Annotated in this window: 20 protein-coding genes; 15 read left to right on the forward strand and 5 right to left on the reverse strand. The window is 72.1% G+C overall.

Annotated features, from left to right (window positions below; genetic code table 11):
- Positions 1-180 precede the first annotated feature (180 nt).
- Together AB0F56_RS09055 and AB0F56_RS09060 are read left to right on the forward strand one after the other, a co-directional pair.
- Complete coding sequence (locus AB0F56_RS09055; RefSeq protein WP_362005874.1) at positions 181-1,089, forward strand: glycoside hydrolase family 19 protein; 909 nt, start codon at positions 181-183, stop codon at positions 1,087-1,089.
- A 375-nt stretch (positions 1,090-1,464) separates the two neighbouring features.
- On the forward strand, positions 1,465-2,985 hold the full coding sequence (locus tag AB0F56_RS09060; protein ID WP_362006168.1) for a DUF4157 domain-containing protein: 1,521 nt from the start codon (positions 1,465-1,467) through the stop codon (positions 2,983-2,985).
- Here AB0F56_RS09060 and AB0F56_RS09065 read toward each other — a convergent pair.
- Together AB0F56_RS09065 and AB0F56_RS09070 are read right to left on the reverse strand one after the other, a co-directional pair.
- Complete coding sequence (locus AB0F56_RS09065) at positions 2,982-3,443, reverse strand: MarR family transcriptional regulator (RefSeq protein ID WP_362005876.1); 462 nt, start codon at positions 3,441-3,443, stop codon at positions 2,982-2,984. The genes AB0F56_RS09060 and AB0F56_RS09065 overlap by 4 nt on opposite strands.
- Complete coding sequence (locus AB0F56_RS09070; protein ID WP_362005879.1) at positions 3,440-4,033, reverse strand: DJ-1/PfpI family protein; 594 nt, start codon at positions 4,031-4,033, stop codon at positions 3,440-3,442. Before AB0F56_RS09070 ends, AB0F56_RS09065 begins: the two co-directional genes overlap by 4 nt.
- A 191-nt stretch (positions 4,034-4,224) precedes the next feature.
- Here AB0F56_RS09070 and AB0F56_RS09075 point away from each other — a divergent pair, with 191 nt between their 5' ends.
- The 3 genes from AB0F56_RS09075 to AB0F56_RS09085 all read left to right on the forward strand — a co-directional run bounded on the left by AB0F56_RS09075 (position 4,225) and on the right by AB0F56_RS09085 (position 7,170).
- The gene (locus AB0F56_RS09075; RefSeq protein WP_362005881.1) at positions 4,225-5,586 is read left to right on the forward strand and encodes an aspartate aminotransferase family protein; all 1,362 of its coding nucleotides are present in this window, start codon (positions 4,225-4,227) and stop codon (positions 5,584-5,586) included.
- Positions 5,587-5,692: 106 nt separating this feature from the next.
- A complete protein-coding gene (locus AB0F56_RS09080) occupies positions 5,693-6,388 on the forward strand; it encodes a GntR family transcriptional regulator (RefSeq protein WP_362005884.1) in 696 nt (231 codons plus the stop codon).
- Positions 6,389-6,519: 131 nt separating this feature from the next.
- The gene (locus AB0F56_RS09085) at positions 6,520-7,170 is read left to right on the forward strand and encodes a hypothetical protein (RefSeq protein WP_362005887.1); all 651 of its coding nucleotides are present in this window, start codon (positions 6,520-6,522) and stop codon (positions 7,168-7,170) included.
- Between the two features lie 65 nt (positions 7,171-7,235).
- Here the strand turns inward: AB0F56_RS09085 and AB0F56_RS09090 are convergent, their stop codons facing one another.
- Positions 7,236-7,991, reverse strand: a complete 756-nt coding sequence (locus AB0F56_RS09090; protein ID WP_362005889.1) for an SLATT domain-containing protein — start codon at positions 7,989-7,991, stop codon at positions 7,236-7,238.
- 271 nt (positions 7,992-8,262) lie between these two features.
- Between AB0F56_RS09090 and AB0F56_RS09095 the strand changes: the two genes are divergently transcribed.
- The 10 genes from AB0F56_RS09095 to AB0F56_RS09140 all read left to right on the forward strand — a co-directional run bounded on the left by AB0F56_RS09095 (position 8,263) and on the right by AB0F56_RS09140 (position 19,268).
- A complete protein-coding gene (locus AB0F56_RS09095; protein ID WP_362006170.1) occupies positions 8,263-8,598 on the forward strand; it encodes a YbaB/EbfC family nucleoid-associated protein in 336 nt (111 codons plus the stop codon).
- 125 nt (positions 8,599-8,723) lie between these two features.
- Positions 8,724-9,323: a recombination mediator RecR gene (recR, locus tag AB0F56_RS09100; protein WP_362005892.1), complete on the forward strand. Its 600-nt coding sequence runs from the start codon at positions 8,724-8,726 to the stop codon at positions 9,321-9,323.
- A 47-nt stretch (positions 9,324-9,370) separates the two neighbouring features.
- The gene (locus AB0F56_RS09105) at positions 9,371-10,030 is read left to right on the forward strand and encodes a DUF5063 domain-containing protein (RefSeq protein WP_362005893.1); all 660 of its coding nucleotides are present in this window, start codon (positions 9,371-9,373) and stop codon (positions 10,028-10,030) included.
- 13 nt (positions 10,031-10,043) lie between these two features.
- A complete protein-coding gene (locus AB0F56_RS09110; protein WP_362005895.1) occupies positions 10,044-12,038 on the forward strand; it encodes a tetratricopeptide repeat protein in 1,995 nt (664 codons plus the stop codon).
- 39 nt (positions 12,039-12,077) lie between these two features.
- Positions 12,078-12,569, forward strand: a complete 492-nt coding sequence (locus tag AB0F56_RS09115; RefSeq protein ID WP_362005897.1) for a hypothetical protein — start codon at positions 12,078-12,080, stop codon at positions 12,567-12,569.
- Positions 12,566-14,512: a tetratricopeptide repeat protein gene (locus tag AB0F56_RS09120; protein WP_362005900.1), complete on the forward strand. Its 1,947-nt coding sequence runs from the start codon at positions 12,566-12,568 to the stop codon at positions 14,510-14,512. Before AB0F56_RS09115 ends, AB0F56_RS09120 begins: the two co-directional genes overlap by 4 nt.
- A gap of 193 nt (positions 14,513-14,705) precedes the next feature.
- The gene (locus AB0F56_RS09125) at positions 14,706-15,977 is read left to right on the forward strand and encodes an aspartate kinase (RefSeq protein ID WP_362005903.1); all 1,272 of its coding nucleotides are present in this window, start codon (positions 14,706-14,708) and stop codon (positions 15,975-15,977) included.
- On the forward strand, positions 15,974-17,053 hold the full coding sequence (locus AB0F56_RS09130) for an aspartate-semialdehyde dehydrogenase (protein ID WP_362005906.1): 1,080 nt from the start codon (positions 15,974-15,976) through the stop codon (positions 17,051-17,053). Before AB0F56_RS09125 ends, AB0F56_RS09130 begins: the two co-directional genes overlap by 4 nt.
- 428 nt (positions 17,054-17,481) lie before the next feature.
- Positions 17,482-18,069 (forward strand): SigE family RNA polymerase sigma factor, encoded by a 588-nt coding sequence (locus tag AB0F56_RS09135; protein ID WP_362006173.1) that lies wholly within the window; start codon positions 17,482-17,484, stop codon positions 18,067-18,069.
- The gene (locus AB0F56_RS09140) at positions 18,066-19,268 is read left to right on the forward strand and encodes a hypothetical protein (protein WP_362005909.1); all 1,203 of its coding nucleotides are present in this window, start codon (positions 18,066-18,068) and stop codon (positions 19,266-19,268) included. The genes AB0F56_RS09135 and AB0F56_RS09140 overlap by 4 nt, the downstream gene beginning before the upstream one ends.
- A 59-nt stretch (positions 19,269-19,327) precedes the next feature.
- Here the strand turns inward: AB0F56_RS09140 and AB0F56_RS09145 are convergent, their stop codons facing one another.
- Both AB0F56_RS09145 and AB0F56_RS09150 read right to left on the reverse strand, forming a co-directional pair.
- Positions 19,328-20,068: an SURF1 family protein gene (locus tag AB0F56_RS09145; RefSeq protein WP_362005912.1), complete on the reverse strand. Its 741-nt coding sequence runs from the start codon at positions 20,066-20,068 to the stop codon at positions 19,328-19,330.
- A 22-nt stretch (positions 20,069-20,090) separates the two neighbouring features.
- Positions 20,091-21,932 (reverse strand): prolyl oligopeptidase family serine peptidase, encoded by a 1,842-nt coding sequence (locus AB0F56_RS09150; RefSeq protein ID WP_362006176.1) that lies wholly within the window; start codon positions 21,930-21,932, stop codon positions 20,091-20,093.
- Positions 21,933-21,969 lie beyond the last annotated feature (37 nt).

Raw genomic sequence — 21,969 nt, forward strand, 5'->3', positions numbered from 1 at the left:
CGATCCAGGACTGTCGGTACGCGCGAGGCGCCGGGCACCGGATGGTGTTCGGCGCCTTCGGCGTGTGCGGTGCACGGGAGTTGACACCCCGAACTGTCACTGTGATGAGTGTTGGTCTAGACCTTGACAGGTCCAGACCAAAGCCGCTTCGCTGGCCTTCCCCCACCCGGAAGGACGAGCATGCGCCGTCTCCTTTGTCTGATCGTCGGCTTCTGTACGGCAGTTGGGCTTGCGATCCTCCTCCCCACGGCCGCCTCGGCCGGAGCGTCCGCCGCCTGTGCGGCCGCGTGGAACTCATCCAGCGTCTATACGGGCGGAATGACCGCCTCGCACAACGGCCGCAACTGGCAGGCCAAGTGGTGGACCCAGAACGAGACTCCCGGCACGACCGGCGAGTGGGGCGTCTGGGCCGACCAGGGCACGTGCGACGGCGGGCCCACCACCCCGCCCACGACCCCGCCGCCGTCGTCCGGATTCGTCGTCAGCGAGGCCCAGTTCAACCAGATGTTCCCGAGCCGGAACTCCTTCTACACGTACAGCGGTCTCACCGCCGCCCTGAGCGCCTACCCGGCGTTCGCCACCACGGGCGGCGACACGGTGAAGAGGCAGGAGGCCGCGGCCTTCCTCGCCAACGTCCACCACGAGACCGGCGGCCTGGTCCACATCGTGGAGCAGAACACGGCCAACTACCCGCACTACTGCGACAGCGGCCAGCCCTACGGCTGCCCCGCGGGTCAGGCCGCGTACTACGGCCGCGGCCCGATCCAGCTCTCCTGGAACTTCAACTACAAGGCCGCGGGTGACGCCCTCGGCATCAACCTCCTGAACGACCCGTACCGCGTCGAGCGCGACGCGGCCGTCGCCTGGAAGACCGGCCTCTGGTACTGGAACACCCAGAACGGTCCCGGCACGATGACCGGCCACAACGCCATGGTCAACCAAGCGGGCTTCGGCCAGACGATCCGCTCGATCAACGGCGCCCTGGAGTGCGACGGCAAGAACCCGGCGCAGGTCCAGAGCCGGGTCACGAAGTACCAGCAGTTCGCCCAGATCCTGGGCGTGCCCACGGGCGCGAACCTGTACTGCTGACACCGCTCCACCGATCTGACGATTCCCGGGACCCTCGGCGGAGGGCCCCGGGAATCGTTGTCATCCCGGTCCGTACGTCACTCCCGCCGGCGCCCTCCTGCTGCGTGCCGCCTGCACGGAAGTGCCGTGGGACACCGCCGTTGGGCCCCCGACGTCTGCCCTCACGTACCTTCCGCCGCGCGGTGGCCGTCGGGTTGAGTGGGAGGTTGCCGACGATCCCAGGAGGGGCGGAGCCCGATGCGCGAGCGGGAGAACGAGGAAGCCACCGGGGCCAAGGACGGCCGGGGGGCCAGGCAGGCGCCCGCCGAGGCCGGGCATCCACGGTCCGAACTCCTCGCCCTCCAGGGCACCGTGGGCAACGCGGCGGTGGTCCAGATGCTCCGCCGGGCCGGCCACGGCCTGGACCAGGAGGAGCACCGGCACGGCGAGGGCTGCGGCCACGAGGAGAGCGCGGGGCCCGCCGTCCAGCGCTCCGCGGCCCCCGCGGTCCAGCGGTCCTCCGTCCACGACGTCCTGCGCGGCCCCGGTCGGCCCCTGGACAACGCCACCCGTACCGACATGGAGTCCCGCCTCGGTGCCGACTTCTCCGACGTACGCCTCCACACCGGCGGCGCCGCGAAGGCCTCCGCCGCAGAGGTCGGCGCCCGGGCCTACACCTCCGGCAACCACGTCGTCATCGGCGAGGGCGGCGGCGACGCGCACACCCTCGCCCACGAGCTCACCCATGTCATCCAGCAGCGCCAGGGCCCGGTCAGCGGTACCGACAACGGCAACGGGCTCGCGGTCTCCGACCCGTCCGACCGCTTCGAGCGCGAGGCCGAGGCCAACGCCCATGCGGTCATGAGCCGTCCGGCACCCCAGGCGTCCGCCGACGTCCAGCGTTCCGCCGCCTCCGAGTCGTCGACGGCCGGCGGGGCGGAGGCGCCCGTGCAGCGCACCCTGGCGGCCGGCCTCGCGAAGGGGACCCCGGTCGTCAAGCACACCGACGACGGGGACGTCGAGGGGCAGACGATCCTCAGTTTCGGCTTCGGGTCCTATCTGATCTCCGCGGGCGCGGACGGCAAGAAGCCCCGCGCGTCCCTGAAGGACAAGTCGTGGGGAACGGTCGACGGCCGTGAGGCGTCGCGCGCGGAGTACGACGCCGCCCGCGCGCAGGAGTTGGACCCGGAGGTCCTCGCCGCCAAGCAGAAGCAGAAGGACCTGGACCTCGGCGAGAACTACCTCAGTGCCGACTACCGCCGGATCAACCCGCTGCTGGCGGCCCTCGTCCAGGTCGGCTTCGCCCCGGCGGAGATCGCCACCCCGGGCTTCTCCTACATGTCGAAGGAGAGCGAGGTGCTCGACGCGTGGCGCAGCGTGGCCATCGCGCGCGGCTACGCGAACGAACAGACCACGGAGTCGTGGGACGGGAAGCACCTCGCGGACACCTTCGACATCTTCGCCCGGATCAACGGCGTGTGGGACGACTTCGCGACGCCGCCCGCGAACGAGGAGGGCAACGTGGTGCGCGGTGACAGCAAGTACATGTACGAGTCGTTCGGCGGGATCCTGAAGCAGGGGGAGAGCCACCCGGAGGGCGGCGAGGTCTCCGTCGACGAGACGATCGAATGGCCGGCGATCCTGTCGACCACGTACGGCGATCCGCTGACCCACACGTACGTGGCGGGCAAGGAGATCGTGTGGGACTTCACCCTGCCGGAGGGCCACCGCGGACGGGAGCTCGGCAAGAACAACAAGTCCGAGCAGGAGATGACCTTCCCGATCGGCACGAGGATCCACATCAGGAAGATCCTCGTGCGGAGCGGGAAGTTCCAGCAGGCGAAGGCGGAGAAGTACGGCAAGAGCGCCGCGATCGTCGTCTTCGCCGACATCCTGGCGGGCGGGGGGCCGTCCTAGCGGGGCGCGGAGCCCTCCTCCAGCGCGTCCAGCGCCTCGGAGAGCCGTTCCAGCATCCGTACGGTCTCCTCGAAGGCCTCCAGGCCGCCCAGTTCGCTCGCCAGGCGGGCCGCCAGGTCCGCGTGGCCCGGGTCGATGCGGTGGATCGCGGCGCGGCCCTCGGGGGTCGGCGTGAGGAGCTTGGCGCGGCGGTGGGCCGGGTTCGGCTCGTACGCCGCGAGGCCGCGCTCCACGAGGAGGTCCGCGATCCGCTGGACGCTCTGCCGGGTGATGCCCATGGCGCGGGCGATCCCGGCGACCGGCAGCGGCTCGGGCAGCACGGCGCCCAGGACCTGCCACCAGGCGGCGGTCAGCCCGGCCGGCTCGGCCAGCTTCTCGGAGACGGCGAGGAACTGGCCGTTGAGCCGGAAGACGCCGAGGGCCGTACGGGACAGGGCGTCCTGCTGCTCGCGGCTCACGCGTTCAGCTCCTCGTAGGCCGCCGGGTCCGAGTCGTGGAAGAGCCGGTACCAGGCGTCCAGCTGGGCGCCCTCGAAGGCGCCGAGCTTCCCGAGCACCTCGCGGGCGAAGGCCACCGGCTCGGTCGGCCCGGCGGTGATCAGGTCGCCGTCGGTCACGGCGTCCGCGTCGACGTAGTGCGCGCCGCCCTGGTAGCCGGTCGCGGCCAGGTAGAACGAGACGGCGCTGGTGTGCGCGCGGTCGTCGAGCAGACCCTCGCGGGCCAGGCCGGCGGTGGCGCCGCAGATGGCGGCGACGGGGACCCCCGCGTCGAGGAATCGGCGCGCGGCGGCCGCGAAGGGCGCGAGTTCGTCGCCCGCGTCCCAGAGGTCGGCGCCCGGGAGGATCAGCATCGCGCTGTCCTCGGGCCGGAGGTCGTCGAGCGCGAGGTCGGGCAGGATCCGCGTCCCGGCGATGCTGGCGACGGGCTTGTCGGCGATGACCCCGACGGTCCTGACCGAGAACCCGGAGCGTGCGAGCCAGGCGGTGGCGTGCCCGGTCTCCCAGTCGGCGAGGGTGTCGTATACGGCGAGGTGGACGGTGCGGGGCATTGCGGGCCTCCTGCGGTGGTCGGTGCCGTTCTGCTGATGACAGAAGACTGTCATGTCGACAGGATGCTGTCAATGGAGCGCCACGCGCAGGCGCGCGGGGACGCGCGACCCGCAACCTGTCTGGTCCGCCCCGGTCTCGGTGGACAAGATGGTCATGGCCGCTCCGACCTGCGCGTCCTTACCCTGGGCATATGACCCCTCATGTCGAACCCGACCCCCAGGCCGGCGCGGCCGTGAAGGCCGCAGACCGCGCGCACGTGTTCCACTCCTGGTCCGCCCAGGGCCTGATCGATCCGCTCGCCGTCGCCGGCGCCGAGGGTTCGTACTTCTGGGACTACGACGGCAACCGCTACCTCGACTTCACCAGCGGCCTCGTCTACACCAACATCGGCTACCAGCACCCCCGCGTGGTCGCCGCCATCCAGGAGCAGGCCGCCAAGCTCACCACCTTCGCGCCCGCCTTCGCCATCGACGTACGCTCCGAGGCCGCACGCCTCATCGCCGAGCGCACCCCCGGCGACCTGGACAAGATCTTCTTCACCAACGGCGGCGCCGAGGCCGTCGAGAACGCCGTACGGATGGCCCGGCTGCACACCGGCCGCCACAAGGTGCTCTCCGCCTTCCGCTCGTACCACGGCGCCACCTCCACCGCGATCAACCTGACCGGCGACCCGCGCCGCTGGGCCTCCGACACCGGCTCCGCGGGCGTCGTCCGCTTCTGGGCGCCGTTCCTCTACCGCTCGCCGTTCTACGCCGAGACCGAGGCGCAGGAGTGCGAGCGCGCCCTCGCGCACCTGGAGGACACCATCGCCTTCGAGGGCCCGGGCACGATCGCCGCGATCATCCTGGAGACCGTCCCCGGCACCGCCGGCATCATGACCCCGCCGCCCGGCTACCTCGCCGGCGTCCGTGCGATCTGCGACAAGTACGGCATCGTCTTCGTCCTGGACGAGGTCATGGCGGGCTTCGGCCGCACCGGCAAGTGGTTCGCCGCCGAGCACTTCGACGTCGTGCCCGACCTGATGACCTTCGCCAAGGGAGTGAACTCGGGGTACGTCCCCCTCGGCGGCGTCGCGATCAGCGCCGAGATCGCCGCGACCTTCGACAAGCGGCCCTACCCCGGCGGCCTGACCTACTCCGGCCACCCGCTCGCCTGCGCCGCCGCCGTCGCGACCATCCAGGTCATGGAGGACGAGAAGGTCGTCGAGCACTCCGCCCACATCGGCGAGACCGTCCTCGGCCCGGGCCTGCGCGAGCTCGCCGAGCGCCACCCGTCCGTCGGCGAGGTCCGCGGCATGGGCACGTTCTGGGCGCTCGACCTGGTCAAGAACAAGGAGACCCGCGAGCCGCTCGTCCCGTACAACGCGACGGGCGCGGCCAACGCCCCGATGGCGGCGTTCGGCGCGGAGGCCAAGAAGCACGGCCTGTGGCCGTTCATCAACATGAACCGCACCCACGCCGTGCCCGCCTGCAACGTCTCCGAGGCGGAGGCCAAGGAGGGCCTCGCAGCCCTCGACGCGGCGCTCTCCGTAGCGGACGAGCACACCGCGTAACCGCGTGGTGGGCGCACGGATCCCGTAAGGGTTAGAAGCGTCACGGAGCCCAACCCTCCGTCTGGTCTAGGGTGTCCCGAAGCCGGACGGAGGGGGGACGACCAACATGCCCGCGAGCGGAGTTGTCACCCGCAACACCCTGCGGCAGCAGATCGCGGACGCGCTCCGTGACGAGGTGCTCGCCGGCCGGCTGCAGCCGGGCGAGGAGTTCACCGTCAAGCAGATCGCCGAGCAGTACGGCGTCTCCGCGACCCCGGTCCGCGAGGCGCTCGTCGACCTCTCCGCGCAGGGCCTCCTCGACTCCGACCAGCACCGCGGCTTCCGCGTGCACCAGTTCACGATCGCCGACTACCGCGGCATGGTCGAGGCCCGCATGCTCGTCGTGGACGGCATCTTCCGCCGCCACGACCCCGTCGCCCACCCGCCGGGCCCCGACGTCTCGCGCGGGGTCGCGCTCGTCTCCATACGGCGCCGGGGCGAGGCGGCGGCCCGCGCGGCCCGCGCCGGCGACCTCGACATCCTCATCGGCTACGACATCCGCTACTGGCGCGAGCTGGCCCGGCTCGTCTCCGCCAACGACTACATCGCCGACTTCCTGCACCGGCTGCGCGTCCAGGCCTGGGTCTTCTCCGTGCCGTACCTGCGCTCCGACCGGGACGTCCTCGGCTGGCTCTGGAGCGGGCACGTGGACCTCGTCGACGCGCTGACCCTCGGCGACGCGGCCGCGGCGGCCGAGGTCATGGGCGCGTACAACCGGCAGTCCCTGGAGTGGGCGGACCGCCTGGAGACCCGCGGCCGCTGATCGCGCTCCCCGCCGGGGGTGTCGGGCGGTGTGTCGAGGGGCAGGTGAGGGACAGGTCCCCACCGGGTGTGCGGCGCGGACCGCGCCGATTACCCTGGCCGTCCCTGCAACTGACGGAGAGCGAGCCTCCCTTGGCCTGTGACCTGTGGCTGGTCCCGCTGGTGGACGTGCTGTGCCACAGCCCCGACAATCCCTTCGCCGAAGAGATCGCCGCCTACGACACGGCCCTGACCGCGTCCGGTCTGCCGACCGTCCCCGTGTACGCCTACATGCCGGGGCTCTCCGGCGATGTCGCGCCCGTCGCCGGGTTCGACTACGACGCCCTGCACTTCCTGCGCCGCGCCTACCTGCTGCATCTGTGCGGCCTGCCCGTCGAGCCGGTCGACGAGCTCGGCGGGGACTACGAACAGCTCCTGGAGATGTTCGAGCCGGCCGCGCAGCAGTCCCACCTCGTCTGGCACTACGACCACGCCGGGGCGTACGTCCCCGTCGACTTCCCGGCCCCGATCGCCACCGACGAGCTCCTGGAGGGCGGCGGCCCGCTCGGGTCCTCGCACGGGCTGCTCCGGGAGCTGGAGTTCGTCGCGCCCGCCATCGGGATCGACCCGGCCAACCCGCCGGCCCCGCCGCTGCCGCCGGAACGGCCGACCTCCCTGGAGGAGCCGGCCCGGCCGATCGCGTACGACGACAGTCCGTTCGCGCGCGAGCGCCACGTGTGGCTGGGGCTGCACGCGGCGGCGACCCGGAGCCTCGGCCAGGGCTCGATGATCATCCTGAGCTGAGGCTGCCTTCGGACAGCGGAATGGGCGCCCCCGAGGGGGCGCCCTTCTCTGTTGTTCTCTTACGGTCAGCGGGGCTCGGGCGGCCGCTGCCGGGGCATGTTCGGCCGGGTGCCGGGCGGGAGCGGGAAGCGGGACGACGGGTGCCCGCCCTCGGGGCGGGGCGTGCCGACGCCGACCGACTGCAGGGCCAGCGGCGCGGGGCCCGAGCGGAACTCGACCATCCAGTCCGCGGTCTCCGCCCGCACGAGCTCGGTGACGTCCTCGGAGAACCGGCGCAGCACGCCGAGGCAGCGCTCGGCCGCCTCGCTCGCGGTGCCCTCGGTGGGCCCGAGGACCTCCCGTACGCTCTCCGACGCCCAGTCGAACTGCAGGGCCTGGAGTCGGCGCTGCACCGCCTGCGCGGTGGCCACGTCCCTTATCCAGCCCGAGGTGAGGCCGAAGTACCGGTCGCAGGCCATGCAGGCGGCGCCGAGCAGCAGGGAGAGGTACCCCCAGCCGGCCGCGCCGTCCGCGACGTCGGTCAGGTCGAGCAGCGGCAGCGCGGCGCCCGCGATGACGCCCAGAGCCGTACCTATCCGCAGGGCCCGGGCGCAGCGGCGCTTCCAGACCCGGTCGGAGAGGTACCACTCGGCGGTGCGGAGCGCGTTGGACTCGACCCAGCGGTACAGCTCGTCCAGGCGCTCCGCGGGTTCGCCCCAGTCGCCGAGCGGGAAGGGCGTCCCGGTCAGATCGCGGCGCGCGGAGGACCGCCCGGGCTGTCCCGGCTGACCCGGCTGCCCGGGCGGCGGCTGCGGCGGCTGCATCTCCGGCTGCTGGCTCACCGGGGCACTCCTCTGTTCAGCTCAGCGCTCGTGTCGCTCTGTGACGTGCGGTGCACGTGGTGCCTGCCCTTCCTACCGCCGAATGGTGGGCTGTGGGCCCGGAATCCCGGGATTTCCGCCCGCAAGAGGGTCTTGATCAGGTAGAGGAGCACGCAGTTTCTCACTCGAAAGAGTTGTGGCGGCAGGCCGGGCATGGACCACGTAGGCTCGGCATACCGAACATCAGTCGTCCCGGTGTCCTCCGGATACCGGCGAAATGCCAGGAGTGACCGTGATTCCCGGTGGTGGCCAGCCCAACATGCAGCAGCTCCTCCAGCAGGCCCAGAAGATGCAGCAGGACCTCGCGCGTGCCCAGGAGGAGCTCGCCCTGACCGAGGTCGAGGGCCAGGCGGGCGGCGGCCTCGTGAGGGCGACGGTCACCGGCTCCGGCGAGCTGCGCGGCCTGGTGATCGACCCCAAGGCGGTCGACCCCGAGGACACCGAGACCCTGGCCGACCTGGTCGTCGCGGCGGTCAAGGCCGCCAACGACAACGCGCAGCAGCTCCAGCAGCAGAAGCTGGGCCCGCTGGCGCAGGGCCTGGGCGGAATGCCGGGCCTGGGCTTCTGAGCCGCTTCCGCGCCGCTTTCTGCGCTGCTTCTGCGCACTTCTGCACTGCATCGCGGGCCTGGGCTTCTAAGGTGCCCCGGCAGCCACTACCGTAAGAAACAAGCACTTCTGAGAAGGGCGTTCCGTTGTACGAAGGCGTGGTTCAGGACCTCATCGACGAACTGGGCAGGCTGCCCGGCGTCGGTCCCAAGAGCGCCCAGCGGATCGCCTTCCACATCCTCCAGGCGGAGCCGACGGACGTGCGGCGTCTCGCGCACGCGCTCCTGGAGGTCAAGGACAAGGTCAGGTTCTGCGCGGTCTGCGGCAACGTGGCACAGCAGGAGCAGTGCAACATCTGCCGCGACCCGCGCCGGGACCAGACGGTCATCTGCGTGGTCGAGGAGCCGAAGGACGTCGTGGCGATCGAGCGGACCCGTGAGTTCCGCGGCCGCTACCACGTGCTCGGCGGCGCGATCAGCCCGATCGAGGGCGTCGGCCCGGACGACCTGCGCATCCGGGAGCTGCTCGCGCGGCTCGCGGACGGCGCGGTGACCGAGCTGATCCTCGCGACCGACCCGAACCTGGAGGGCGAGGCCACCGCGACGTACCTGGCGCGGATGATCAAGCCCATGGGCCTGAAGGTGACGCGCCTGGCGAGCGGCCTGCCGGTCGGCGGCGACCTGGAGTACGCCGACGAGGTGACCCTGGGGCGTGCCTTCGAGGGGCGGCGACTGCTAGATGTATGACCGACAGGTCCGCGCGCCCGCGCCCGCGCTCCAAGGAGGCACCCGCGATGTCTGACGCCACACTGCACGCGATCACGCAGGACCCGGACGACTTCGCGGTCCAGATCGCCGACTCGATCGAGTCCTTCATCGTGGCGACCACGGAAGTGGCCAAGGGCGACGAGCCCGACAGCGCGGTGCCCTTCCTGCTCCTGGAGATCTCGCAGCTGCTGCTCGCGGGCGGCCGGCTCGGCGCGCACGAGGACATCCTCCCGGACGAGCGCTACGAGCCCGACACGGGCCCGGAGCCGGACGTGGACGACCTGCGCGAGCGCTTCGCGACGATGCTCGACCCGGTGGACGTCTTCTCCGAGGTCTTCGACCCGTACGAGCCCCGCAAGGCCCCGGTACCGGCCCGGATCTCCGACAACCTGGCCGACATCGTCACCGACCTCCGCCACGGCCTGGCCCACTACCGCGCGGGCCGCACGAGCGAGGCGCTGTGGTGGTGGCAGTTCTCGTACTTCTCCAACTGGGGCCCGACCGCCTCGGCGACCCTCCGCGCCCTCCAGTCCCTGGTGGCCCACGTCCGCCTCGACCAGCCCCTGGCCGCCCTCGACGGCCTGGACACGGACGAGGACCTGACGGAGGACGACCTGGCGGAGGAGGCGGGCCGCGTGATGGCGGAGGAGATCGCGGGCCCGTTGGGCCTCGGCCTGAAGAAGTAGCGCCGAGGGGCCGATGACGGGGGGAACGGAGGCGTCCGGCGACCGATCGGTCGCGGCGGGCGGGGGCATCGGGCGCGTCAACACGGGCGACTACGTGACGCAGGTGGAGCGGGCGACGCTGCTGCCGGCGGAGGCGTTGACGCTCAGCGCGTCCGGATTGGTCCATCTCCCGGAACGGACGAAGCTGTTCGTGGGCCGCGAACGCGAACTGGCCCTGCTGGACGAGGACATGGAGCCCGTCCAGGTCATCTGCGGCCTGGGCGGCATCGGCAAGTCGACCCTGGCGGCCCGATGGGCGGCGAACCGGGTGCCCGACCACCAGCTGGTCTGGTGGATCACCGCCGAAACCCCGGCCGAACTGGACGCGGGCCTGGCGGAGCTGGCGCGGGCGATGCAGCCGTCGGTGGTGGGCGTCCTCCCCGAAGACGCCCTGCGCGAGCGGGCGTTGCAGTGGCTGGCGACGCATGACGGCTGGCTGCTCGTCCTCGACAACGTCTCCGACCCGGCGGACCTGCGCCCACTGCTGGCCCGCGCGGGCGGCGGCCGGATCCTGGTGACGTCGAGGAGGGCGTCGGGCTGGCAGGACATCGGACGGACGGTGGCGCTGGAGGTCCTGGGGCCGGGGGAAGCGGCGGAGCTGTTCCGGGGCGTGTGCGATGCGGCCGACGGACTGGACGACCTCTGCGCGGAGTTGGGCTACCTGCCGCTCGCGCTGAAGCAGGCGGCCGCGTACTGCGCGGAGGCGGGGATCACCCCGCGTACGTACCTGGAGTTGCTGGCGGAGTACCCCGCCGAGATGTTCGCCGCGACGGCGGAGGGCGGCGAGGCGGCGCGGACGCTGGCGCGGGTCTGGCAGGTGACGTTGGATCGACTGGGGGACACTCCGTTGGCCGTCACCGTGCTCCGGGTCATCGCCTGGTGGGCGCCCGAGGGGATCCCGCGTTGGCTCCTGGAGCCGCTGGGGACGCCTTTGGAGGTCACAGAGGCGGTACGGCGGCTCGCCGCGCACAGCATGATCACGCTGCGGGACGGGGAGCTGGCCGTCCACCGGTTGGTGCAGGCGGTGGTCAGGGCGGACTTGGCGGAGGCGACGGTGACGGCGCGTCGGCTTTCGACGAGGCTGCTGTTCCAGGTCGAGGTCAAGGAACCCCCTGCGTCCGATCGAGTGCGACGGCAAGTAGCCGTCCACGCTGAAGCGCTAGCGGCATGCACCGACCCCGACGAGGACACGGAGTCGGATGCCCTCCTCTTCCTGCTCAGCAGCGCCTACCTGGGTACGGAAATGGCCGTCAGCCGGGCACTTCCACTCAGCGTGCGGGCAGAGAAGTCCAGGCGTCGGATTCTTGGCCCGGACCATCCGGGGACGTTGCTCGCGGCGGAGAATGTGGCTCTGCACGCGAGCTTCGCGAATGAGGGGGTCCAGGCCGTTGAGCTGCTGACAACCGCCCTCACGGAGAGACTCCGGACCCTTGGGCGGGAAGACCCGGCAACCTTGGCCACTCGTGAGCGCCTCGCCCGCACGTTGCGGCAGCAAGATCCGAAGCGAGCCGAGGCACTGCTTACGGAGAACATCGCGGACTGCGAGCGCTTCTTGGGGGCGGCGCACCCCCAGACGATCCAGTCACGGTATGCGTTGCTCGAAGCCAGATTCGGCGGGATCGTCGAAGTGGCGGCGCTTGAAGAACTCGTCGTGGCGGTCGATCGAGCCGAGCCGGAGGATCCCGACCTGGGCGCAATGATCAAACGTGATCTGATCTTTGCGCTGGCGACCCGGGGAGAGGTAGAGCGCGCTCTGGCCCTTGCGGCGGAAGTCGTCGAGGAGTCCCGGCGTCGACTTGGCGATCATGATGCGCGGGTCTACCTGTTGCACCTGACGACCATCCAGGTGCTCCACGTGGACGGCCAGACGCAACGTGCTCGTGCCCTGGGAGCAGCGCTGTTGGAGGACTGCTTGAGGGTGTTCGGCGAGAGCGAAATGACGCAACTCGTCCGGCGAATGACGGCATAGGGCAGCGGGGCGCTCTTTCCGCGCTGCCATCATGGCCACATGACAACGCAGACGCAGCCGCCCTCGCGGGCAAAGGCAGTCCTCTGGACCGGCGTTGGCGTCGGTGTCGTCGGGATCGGTGCGCTGACCGCCGTCGCCCTCGCCGACCTCGGGAAGGCCGACCAGATCGCCAGCGTCACCGGGGCCGTTCTCGCCGCCGTGGGCATCGGGCTCACGCTCTGGGGGCAGTTCGGCCGGGGAGCCGCCGCCCAGGCGCCCGCGCCGAGCGTGACCGCCTCGGGTGCCGGGTCCGTCGCGGCGGGCGGCAGCATCGGGTCCGTGGCCACGGGCAGCGGTACGACCCCCACACCCGTACCCACCCCCGCACCGACCCCCAGCCCCACCCCCGCACCGACCCCCAGCCCCAACCCCAACCCCAACCCCAACCCCGCCCCCACCCCGTCGCCCGCCCGAGGGCCCGTCACCGCGTCCGGGGACCGCTCCGTCGCCGCGGGCGGTGACATCGGGAGCGTGTCGACGGGCGACGCGTGACCGGCACAGAGCCCCACGTCGAGGCCGCCGGGGACCGGGCCGTCGCGGTCGGCGGCAACATCGGGCGGGTCGCGACCGGGGACTACGTCACCCAGGTCGAGCGCGCGATCCTGCTCCCGCCCGAGGCCCTCGCGCCCGCCGTCTGCCCGGACGGGCTGTCCAAGATCCCGCGCAAGGCCGTGCGGTTCGTCGGGCGTGAGCGGGAACTCCGGTGGCTGGAGGAGCACTTCGAGGCCCAGGGCCACCGCGTCGTCGCCCTCCGCGGACTCGGCGGCGTCGGGAAGTCGACGCTCGCCGCCCGCTGGGCGGGCCGGAGGGGCGACCACCCCACCTGGTGGATCACCGCCGAGAGCCGCGCCGACCTCGACACCGGGCTCGCCGACCTCGCCGGCGCCATGCAGCCCGCGCTGATCGACGTACTCCCGCAAGAGGCCCTGCGGCAGCGGGCGTTGCAGTGGCTGTCCACGCACGACGGATGGCTGCTCGTGCTCGACAACGTCACCGAGGCCGCCGACGTCGAGGACCTGCTCTCCCGGCTCGCCGGGCGTGGCCGGATCCTGGTCACGACCCGGCACGCGGCCGGCTGGCACGGTCTCGCCGAGGTCCTGGACCTGACCGTCCTCGACCCGGAGGAGTCGTACGCGATGTACGCACAGGCCGTCGGCGGTCTCGGGCCCCGGGACGGCCACCACGTGGAGACGGTCTGCGCCACGCTCGGGCACCTGCCGCTCGCCGTGGCCCAGGCCGCCGCCTACTGCGCCGAGACCCGTACGACGCCCGCCGAGTACCTCGACCAGCTCCGCCGGTACCCCGGCGACGGGCAGGAGGCCGTCGCACGGACCTGGCGGCTCACCCTGGACCGGCTCGTCGCCGCCGACCCGCTCACCGGGACCCTGCTGCGAGTCCTCGCCTGGTGGGGGCCCGACCGGATCCCCCGGCAGCTGCTCGACCGGCTCGGGCCCACGCCCGTCGTGCGGCGCGCGGTCGGGCGGCTCGCCGCGCACAGCATGGTGACGCTGCACGAGGACGGCGCCGTCTCCGTACACCGGCTCGTGCAGTCCGTCGCGCGTACGGCGGACGCACACGATCCGCACCGGCGGGCCGAGGACATCGACGCGGCCCGCGCCCTCGCGGAGGAGACGCTCACCGAGGCCGTGCCCCGGGGCGTCGGGGGCGCGACGGAGTGGGGCGCGTGGCGCGCGCTGTTCCCGCACGTGGAGACGTACCTCGGGCAGGTCGACCCGGCGGCCGACACCGCGCGCACGGCGGCGCTCGTGGACCGGGCGGCCTGGTTCATGGTGGAGCACAGCGACCTGCTGCGGGCGGTGCACTGGTTCGACCGGGCCGTCGAGTGCCGGGAGCGCGTGCTCGGCGCGGACCACCCGGACACCGTCGCCAGCCGCCAGGGCATCGCCGAGTGCTGGGCCATCGAGGGCGAGCTGTGGTCGTCGGCCGACCTTCAGGAGCGGGTCGTCGCCGATCTGGAGCGAGTGCTCGGCGAGGACCGGGCGGAGACGCACATGGCCCGCGGCAGGCTCGCGGTCACCTGGCGGCAGATGGGCGACAAGGACGGCGCGGTCGCCCTGATGGAACGGGCGCTCGCCGGGCTCGAAGGTCTCCTGGGCCCCGACCACCGGGACACCCTGCGGGTACGGAGCAACCTGGGCGTCGCCTACCAGGACGCAGGGCGCCTGGAGCAGGCGATCGCCCTGCACGAGCGGACGCTCGGCGAGCGCGGGCGGCTGCTCGGTCCGGACCACCCGGAGACGCTGACCTCCCGGCTGAACCTGGTCCGGCTGTACGAGGCGGTGGGGGAGGTCGAGCGGGCGGTGGCCGAGTTCGAGGCGGTGGTCGCCGACGCCGTAAGGGCCCTGGGGGACGAGCACCCCTTCACGGCCCACCTGTGGCACATCCGGCCTCCGGGCAGCCCTTGGGGACTGTGAGCCCGCCCACACCTCCGCGTACCCCCGCCCCCGCAGGGCATGCGGTCCCCACGGGCGGCCCGGGTCCTCCCGACGTGATCACGTCCTGAGCGGGACATCTCAGGATGCGATATACGGTCGGCGATTCCGGGCCGCTCGTTAAACTGAGCCGACCGCAGTAATGACTGCGGCAAAGACTGAGCGAGGAGCGCACGTGGGCCTTGTCGTGCAGAAGTACGGAGGCTCCTCCGTTGCCGATGCCGAAGGCATCAAGCGCGTCGCCAAGCGGATCGTGGAAGCCAAGAAGAACGGCCACCAGGTGGTCGTCGTGGTCTCCGCGATGGGCGACACGACGGACGAGTTGATCGATCTCGCCGAGCAGGTATCCCCGATGCCGGCCGGGCGTGAGTTCGACATGCTGCTGACCGCCGGAGAGCGGATCTCCATGGCCCTGCTGGCCATGGCGATCAAAAACCTGGGCCACGAGGCACAGTCGTTCACGGGCAGCCAGGCCGGTGTCATCACCGACTCGGTCCACAACAAAGCGCGCATCATCGATGTCACGCCGGGCCGGATCCGTACCGCCCTCGACGAGGGCAACATCGCCATCGTCGCGGGCTTCCAGGGTGTGTCCCAGGACAAGAAGGACATCACCACGCTCGGCCGCGGCGGGTCGGACACGACCGCCGTCGCGCTGGCCGCCGCGCTCGACGCCGAGGTCTGTGAGATCTACACGGACGTCGACGGCGTCTTCACGGCCGACCCGCGGGTGGTGAAGAAGGCGAAGAAGATCGACTGGATCTCCTTCGAGGACATGCTGGAGCTCGCCGCCTCCGGCTCCAAGGTGCTGCTGCACCGCTGCGTCGAGTACGCACGTCGTTACAACATCCCGATCCACGTCCGCTCGTCCTTCTCGGGGCTGCAGGGCACCTGGGTCAGCAACGAGCCGCAAGGGGACCGCAAGGTGGAGCAGGCCATCATCTCGGGCGTCGCCCACGACACCTCCGAGGCGAAGATCACCGTCGTCGGCGTGCCGGACAAGCCGGGCGAGGCCGCGGCCATCTTCCGCGCCATCGCGGACGCCGAGATCAACATCGACATGATCGTCCAGAACGTGTCGGCCGCGTCGACCGGTCTGACGGACATCTCCTTCACCCTCCCCAAGGCCGAGGGCCGCAAGGCCATCGACGCCCTGGAGCGGACGAAGAACGTCATCGGCTTCGACTCGCTGCGCTACGACGACCAGATCGGCAAGATCTCCCTGGTCGGCGCCGGTATGAAGACGAACCCGGGCGTCACGGCCGACTTCTTCCGGGCGCTCTCCGACGCCGGGGTGAACATCGAGCTGATCTCCACCTCGGAGATCCGCATCTCGGTCGTCACCCGCGCCGACGACGTCAACGAGGCCGTGCGCGCCGTGCACACCGCCTTCGGTCTGGACAGCGACTCCGACGAGGCCGTCGTCTATGGAGGCACCGGCCGATGACCCGTAAGCCGACGCTCGCGGTCGTCGGTGCGACCGGAGCCGTCGGTGCGGTCATGCTCCAGATGCTCTCGCAGCACGCGGACGTCTGGGGCGAGATCCGACTCGTCGCCTCCCCGCGCTCGGCCGGCACCAAGCCGGCGGTACGCGGGGAGCCGACCGAGGTCCTCGCGCTGAGCGAGGAGGCACTGGAGGGCGTCGACCTCGCTCTCTTCCTGGTGCCCGAGGACATCGCGGCGCGCTGGGCGCCGATCGCCGCCGCCAAGGGCGCGGTGGTCGTGGACACCTCGGCGGCGTTCCGGGCCGACCCGGACGTGCCGCTGGTGGTCCCCGAGATCAATCCGCACGCCGCACGGGTACGGCCCCGCGGGATCGTCGCGAGCCCCGGCTGCTCCACGCTGCCGCTGATCGTCGCCGTGGGCGCGCTGCACGCCGAGTTCGGGCTCGGCGAGCTGGTGGTGACCGCCCAGCAGGCCGCGAGCGGGGGCGGGCAGGCGGGCGTCGCCGCGCTGCGCGCGCAGATGTCGCTGGTGGCCGGGACCGAGCTCGGTACGCACCCCGGAGACGTACGGCGGGCCGTCGGCGACGACACCGGGCCCTTCGCGGGTCCTGTCGCGCTGAACGTGGTGCCCTGGTCGGGGGCGCTCTCGGCGGACGGCTGGTCCTCCGAGGAGCTGGCGCTGCGCGCCGAGACCCGCAAGATCCTGGACCTTCCCGGGCTGCCCGTCGTCGCGACCTGCGTCCGCGTCCCGGTGGTGACCGCGCACTCGATCTCCGTGCACGCGCGGTTCGAGCGGCCCGTGAGCGTGGAGCGGGCGCACGAGATCCTGGCGACCTCGCCCGGCGTGGTCCTCTTCGACGATCCGGCCTCGGGCGCCTTCCCCACGCCTGCCGACGTCGTGGGCACGGACCCGGTCTGGGTGGGGCGGGTGCGCCGGTCGATGGACGACGAGCGGGCGCTCGAGTTCTTCGTCTGCGGCGACAACCTCCGCAAGGGCGCCGCGCTGAACGCCGTACAGATCGCGGAGTCGATCATTCGTCCCGAGCGTCCGGAGCGTCCGGAAATCGGCGACGCTTGATCGTTCGACTTTGTAGGATCTGTGAACGACCTGTGAGCAAGTCGGCTCCGGATGCCCCTTGAACTGGGGTGACGCCATGTTCGACGATGCTCTTCACCCTTGCCGCAACCGCCAGTTGGGTAGGGGACGTCTCTTTGCGCACCCATGTGGTGTGTCTTTGGTGTGTCGCAGTACGGGCCGTGAAAGTGGGGCATTGGGGATGAACGAGTACGCATGAGGGCAATAGGTGCACCGTCAAGAACGGTGGCGTACTCGTACAACCCTGACGGGGGGAAGCGTGTCCAACAGGCGTGGCAGAGGTACTCGACATCGCGGCGGTCGTCCCGCTCCGCGGCACGTTCACGGTTCCGGCACGCGCCGGCGGCGCTGCGATCAGCGGCGTCCCAGTGGTGCGCCCGCTCCGGCGGCCGCGTCCGGCGACCGGCGGCATGCCGGTGATCGCCCCCATGCCCGCGGGGACCAGGGCGGCCGGTGTGTCCGGCATACCCTCGCCCCGCGAGAGCGCTGACGGCACCGTGTCCGCGGGCACCTCCGTCGATCACCTGACCGAGACCTACCGAGCGCACTACCGCTCGCTGCTGGGTCTCGCCGCGCTGCTCCTCGACGACACGGCCTCCTGCGAGGACGTGGTCCAGGAGGCGTTCATCCGCGTCCACTCCGCGCGCAAACGGGTCCGGGACCCCGAGAAGACCCTGGCCTATCTGCGCCAGACGGTCGTCAACCTCTCGCGTTCGGCCCTGCGCCGCCGCATCCTCGGGCTCAAGCTGCTCTCCAAGCCGATGCCGGACATGGCGAGCGCGGAGGAGGGGGCGTACGACCAGCTGGAGCGCGACGCCCTCATCAAGGCGATGCGCGGACTCCAGCGGCGGCAGCGCGAGGTGCTGGTCCTGCGATACTTCGCGGACATGACGGAGGCCCAGGTGGCCGAGACCCTCGGGATATCCCTGGGGTCGGTGAAGGCGTACGGCTCGCGTGGCATCGCGGCGCTGCGCGTCGCGATGGAGGCGACGGCATGAGCTCCGGTGGCATGGGTTCCGGTGGTACGGACTCCGGTGGTACGGGCTCCGGCGGTACGAGTTCCGGTGGTACGAGCGGACTGCCCGACGGTGAACGCGACGACATGGGACACAGGATTGTGAACGACCGGCCGGACAACGAGCGGGCCGACGGCCACGACGACCTCTTCGACGGGGACGAACTGGCGCTGCGGCGGCTGCTGCACGGCGCCGTGGGCGACCTCCAGCCCTCCGACGGCGCCCTCGACCATCTGCGCCGGGCGGTCCCCGCGCGGCGCACCCGCAAGCGTCAGGCCGTCGTCGGCTTCGCCGCGGCCGCCGTGCTGATCGGCACGGCCGTGCCCGCCCTCGTGCATGTCGCCGGCTCCGGCGGCATCACCGCCGACCAGGCGGTCAACGCGGGCCACGGCGAGCAGGCGCAGGGCGGCACCGGCTCCGAGACCGGCGTCGAGGGCGGCGGGCAGGGCGCCGGCAAGCCGAGCGGCACCGCGGCTCCGAGCCAGGGCGCCGCCGCCGGAGGACAGACGGAGGACGCCGCCAACGGCGCCACGGGCTCCGGTTCGAGCTCCCCCGTGGGCTCCCTGCCGGTCTGCGCGGCCGGTCAGTTGGCCGTCGGCTCGGCGCAGGCGGGCGGCCCCGACGCCCAGGGCAAGGTCTACGGCACCTTCCGCATCTCCAACGTCTCCGGCAAGGAGTGCGTGGTCGGCGGCGACGGCACGGTCGGCTTCCAGGCGCTCGGCGCGGCCGACCCGTCCAAGATCACGGTCGTCGCGCACACGGCGGGGGACGCGGCGAGCGGACTGCCCGACCCCTCGCAGGAGTCGCCCACGCTGCTCCTGAAGCCGGACAACGCGTACGAGGTGAAGTTCGCCTGGGTCCCGGCGGCGACCTGCCCCACCACGGGCACCCCGGACCCCGGCCCCGGCCCGGACCCGACGCCGACGCCCACTCCGGACCCGACCCCGAGCCCGTCCAAGGACAGCGGCGACGGCGGTACGTCGGCGGGGGCCTCGGGCTCGACCGGCAACGGCGACGCGGCCGACGGCGCGGCCCCGCAGCTCGTCCTGGACGGGACCCCCGCCGACGGCAGCGTCGCGATCAGCCACACCGCCGACCCGGGCGCCCCCCAGGCGGCCACCACGATCCCGAACGCGTGCGCGGGCACCATCTACCGCACGGGCGTCCTGGACGCGTCCTAGCGCGGAGGCGTCCAGGCGCCGGGACGCCTCCCGGCGCCGACGGTGCCTGCTGAGGGTGTCTAGAGCCCCAGCGCCTCGTCGCGCTGGGCCTCTGCCTCGCGGCGCAGGAGGCGGAACCACATGAAGAGGACGAAGCCGGCGAAGACGAACCACTCGGCGGTGTAGCCGAGGTTCTGGAACGCCTTCAGGTCCAGAGACGTGCCCGCCGCGGCTGCCGCCGGGACGGGGGTCAGCCCGGCGGGGGAGTCGGTGAGCGTGACCCAGGCGTCGTAGACCTCGTCGGGGACCACGTTCACCAGGGACCCCGCGCTGATCATGGCGAGCTGGCCCTCGGGGAGGCCGCCGGCCGCGCGGACCCCCTTCGTGCCCGCGGTCTCGGAGGCCTGGAGCGCGCCGACCACGGTGACCTCGCCCGACGGCGGGGCCGGCGCCTTCGCGCCGGCAGGCAGCCAGCCCCGTACCACCGGCAGGGACTTGCCGCCGTCCGTCTTCAGGAGCGTCAGGACGTAACTGCCCGGGCGGCCGTCCAGCTCACGGTCCGGCACCAGGAACTGCTGGTCGTACCGCCCGCTCACCTGCGCGTGCCGGCCCGAGGTCTCCTTGTCCACCGGCAGCAGCGCGGCCAGCGGTTCGGTCTTCAGCGTGCCCGGGTCGGGGGCCCGCTCCGCCTCCTGATGGGAGTCGACGCGGTCCTCGAACTTGCCCATCTGCCACGTCCCCATGAACAGGCAGAACGGGATCGCCAGCAGGACGAAGACGTTGATCCCCCACCAGCGGGGCGTTCTCAGGAACCGGTACACCCCTCCACGGTACGCAGCCGCCTCACCCCCCGACCGGCCGGGTCCCCAGGTGACGCGCGGCGAAGGCCAGCTCCTGGCGAACCTGCTTGATCCGCTCCTCCACCACCAGGGAGCCGTGCCCCGCGTCGTACCGGTACACCTCGTGGACCGCGTCCCGTGCGGCCAGCCGGTCCACGTAGTTGTCGATCTGGCGGATCGGGCAGCGCGGGTCGTTGACGCCCGCCGAGATGTACACCGGGGCCGTGACCCGGTCCACGTACGTCAGCGGCGACGAGGCCTCGAACCGGTCCGGCACGTCCTCCGGCGAGCCGCCGAAGAGCGTCCGGTCCAGCGCCTTCAGGGCCTCCATCTCGTCCGCGTACGCCGTCATGTAGTCGGCGACCGGGACGGCGGCGAGCCCCAGCGACCAGGCCCCCGGCTGCGTACCGAGCCCGAGGAGCGTCAGATACCCGCCCCACGAGCCACCGGACAGGACCAGCTTGGCCGGGTCGGCGAGCCCCGAGGCGACGGCCCACTCGCGGACCGCGGCGATGTCCTCCAGCTCGATCAGGCCGACGCGGTGCTTGAGCGCGTCCGTCCACTCCCGGCCGTACCCGGTCGAGCCGCGGTAGTTGACGCGGACCACCGCGTACCCGTGGTCGAGCCAGGCCGCCGGGCCCGAGGCGAAGGCGTCGCTGTCGTGCCAGGTGGGGCCGCCGTGCACCTCGAAGACGGTCGGGAACGGCCCCTCGCCCTCGGCCGGCCGCTGCACCAGCGCGTGGATCCGGCCGCCCGGGCCCTCCACCCACACGTCCTCCACCGGAATCGATCCGGGCGCCTTCGGGCCCGGCGGGTCGAGGACGACTCCGCCGGACGTCGAGCGCACGCTCGCCGGCTCGGCGGCCGAGGACCACAGGTACTCCACGGTGCCGTCGGGGCGGGCCGTGGCCTCCGACACCGAACCGGCCGGGGTCTCCACCCGCGCCAGGGCGCCCGTCGCGATGTCGTACCGCCACAGCTCGCTGCGCGCCTCGAAGCTGTGGACGATCAGCAGGCCCGTGCCGTCGACGTACCACTCGGCCGCCACGTCGCCCGGCAGGTCGAGGCGGAGGTCGGTCTCCCGGCCCGTCGCCACGTCCCACAGCATCGGCTCCCAGCGGCCGCGCCGCTGGTGCCCGACGAGCAGCCGGGTGTCCCCGTCCACCGGCGCGAAGCCGAGCACGGAGAGCCCCAGCTCCTTCGTGCCGCCCTTGGAGTCGTCCAGCTCGGCCACCACCGAGGAGTCCTCCGTGCGCACCACCCGCAGGGCCTCGTGCATCGCGTCGCCGTGCTCGGTGTGCTCGATCACGAGCAGCGAACCGTCGTGAGAGAGGTCGCCCACCCCGGCCGACTCCGGGTGCCGGTAGATCTCGACGGGCGCCGCCCCGCCCCGTACGAGATGGATCGTCGAGCCCTCCTCGTCCGTCGACCGGCCGACGACCACCGTGCCCTCACGGCCGATTGCGAGCCCGGCCGGATACGAGGGCGCGAGCCCGGGCACCGCGGGCTCGTCCGCGCCGCCCTCGAAGGGCTGGCGCATCCAGACCCCGAACTCGTCCCCGTCCTTGTCCGAGAACCACCAGATCCACCGCCCGTCGGGCGACAGCGTGCCGTCCGTCGTCCCGTTCGGCCGGTCCGTGACCTGCCGCTGGACACCGGTCGCCCGGTCCCAGGCGTACAGCTCGTACGTCCCCGTCGCGTTGGACACGAACAGCGAACGATCGGGCGCCTCCTCGGCCCATTCGGGCAGGGAGACACGGGGGGCCCGGAACCGCTGCTCCCAGGCGGGGATGTCACGGAGGTCGGGGGTGGCGGTGATCTCGTTGCTCTCGGTCATGCCCCCCATCATGCTCCGATCGGCGGACATTCCGTCGCCCGCGTCC

This window comes from Streptomyces sp. NPDC026092 (genome assembly GCF_040638605.1).
GTDB lineage: Bacteria > Actinomycetota > Actinomycetes > Streptomycetales > Streptomycetaceae > Streptomyces.

Bases quoted from the DNA above. Each gene is read 5' to 3' on its own strand.
- AB0F56_RS09140 (WP_362005909.1), top strand. From the start codon at position 18,066: ATGAGCTCCGGTGGCATGGGTTCCGGTGGTACGGACTCCGGTGGTACG.
- AB0F56_RS09060 (WP_362006168.1), top strand. From the start codon at position 1,465: ATGCTCCGCCGGGCCGGCCACGGCCTGGACCAGGAGGAGCACCGGCAC.
- AB0F56_RS09105 (WP_362005893.1), top strand. From the start codon at position 9,371: ATGTCTGACGCCACACTGCACGCGATCACGCAGGACCCGGACGACTTC.
- AB0F56_RS09075 (WP_362005881.1), top strand. From the start codon at position 4,225: ATGACCCCTCATGTCGAACCCGACCCCCAGGCCGGCGCGGCCGTGAAG.
- AB0F56_RS09115 (WP_362005897.1), top strand. From the start codon at position 12,078: ATGACAACGCAGACGCAGCCGCCCTCGCGGGCAAAGGCAGTCCTCTGG.
- AB0F56_RS09110 (WP_362005895.1), top strand. From the start codon at position 10,044: ATGACGGGGGGAACGGAGGCGTCCGGCGACCGATCGGTCGCGGCGGGC.
- AB0F56_RS09080 (WP_362005884.1), top strand. From the start codon at position 5,693: ATGCCCGCGAGCGGAGTTGTCACCCGCAACACCCTGCGGCAGCAGATC.
- AB0F56_RS09135 (WP_362006173.1), top strand. From the start codon at position 17,482: ATGCCGGTGATCGCCCCCATGCCCGCGGGGACCAGGGCGGCCGGTGTG.
- AB0F56_RS09055 (WP_362005874.1), top strand. From the start codon at position 181: ATGCGCCGTCTCCTTTGTCTGATCGTCGGCTTCTGTACGGCAGTTGGG.
- AB0F56_RS09150 (WP_362006176.1), bottom strand. From the start codon at position 21,932: ATGGGGGGCATGACCGAGAGCAACGAGATCACCGCCACCCCCGACCTC.
- AB0F56_RS09130 (WP_362005906.1), top strand. From the start codon at position 15,974: ATGACCCGTAAGCCGACGCTCGCGGTCGTCGGTGCGACCGGAGCCGTC.
- AB0F56_RS09070 (WP_362005879.1), bottom strand. From the start codon at position 4,033: ATGCCCCGCACCGTCCACCTCGCCGTATACGACACCCTCGCCGACTGG.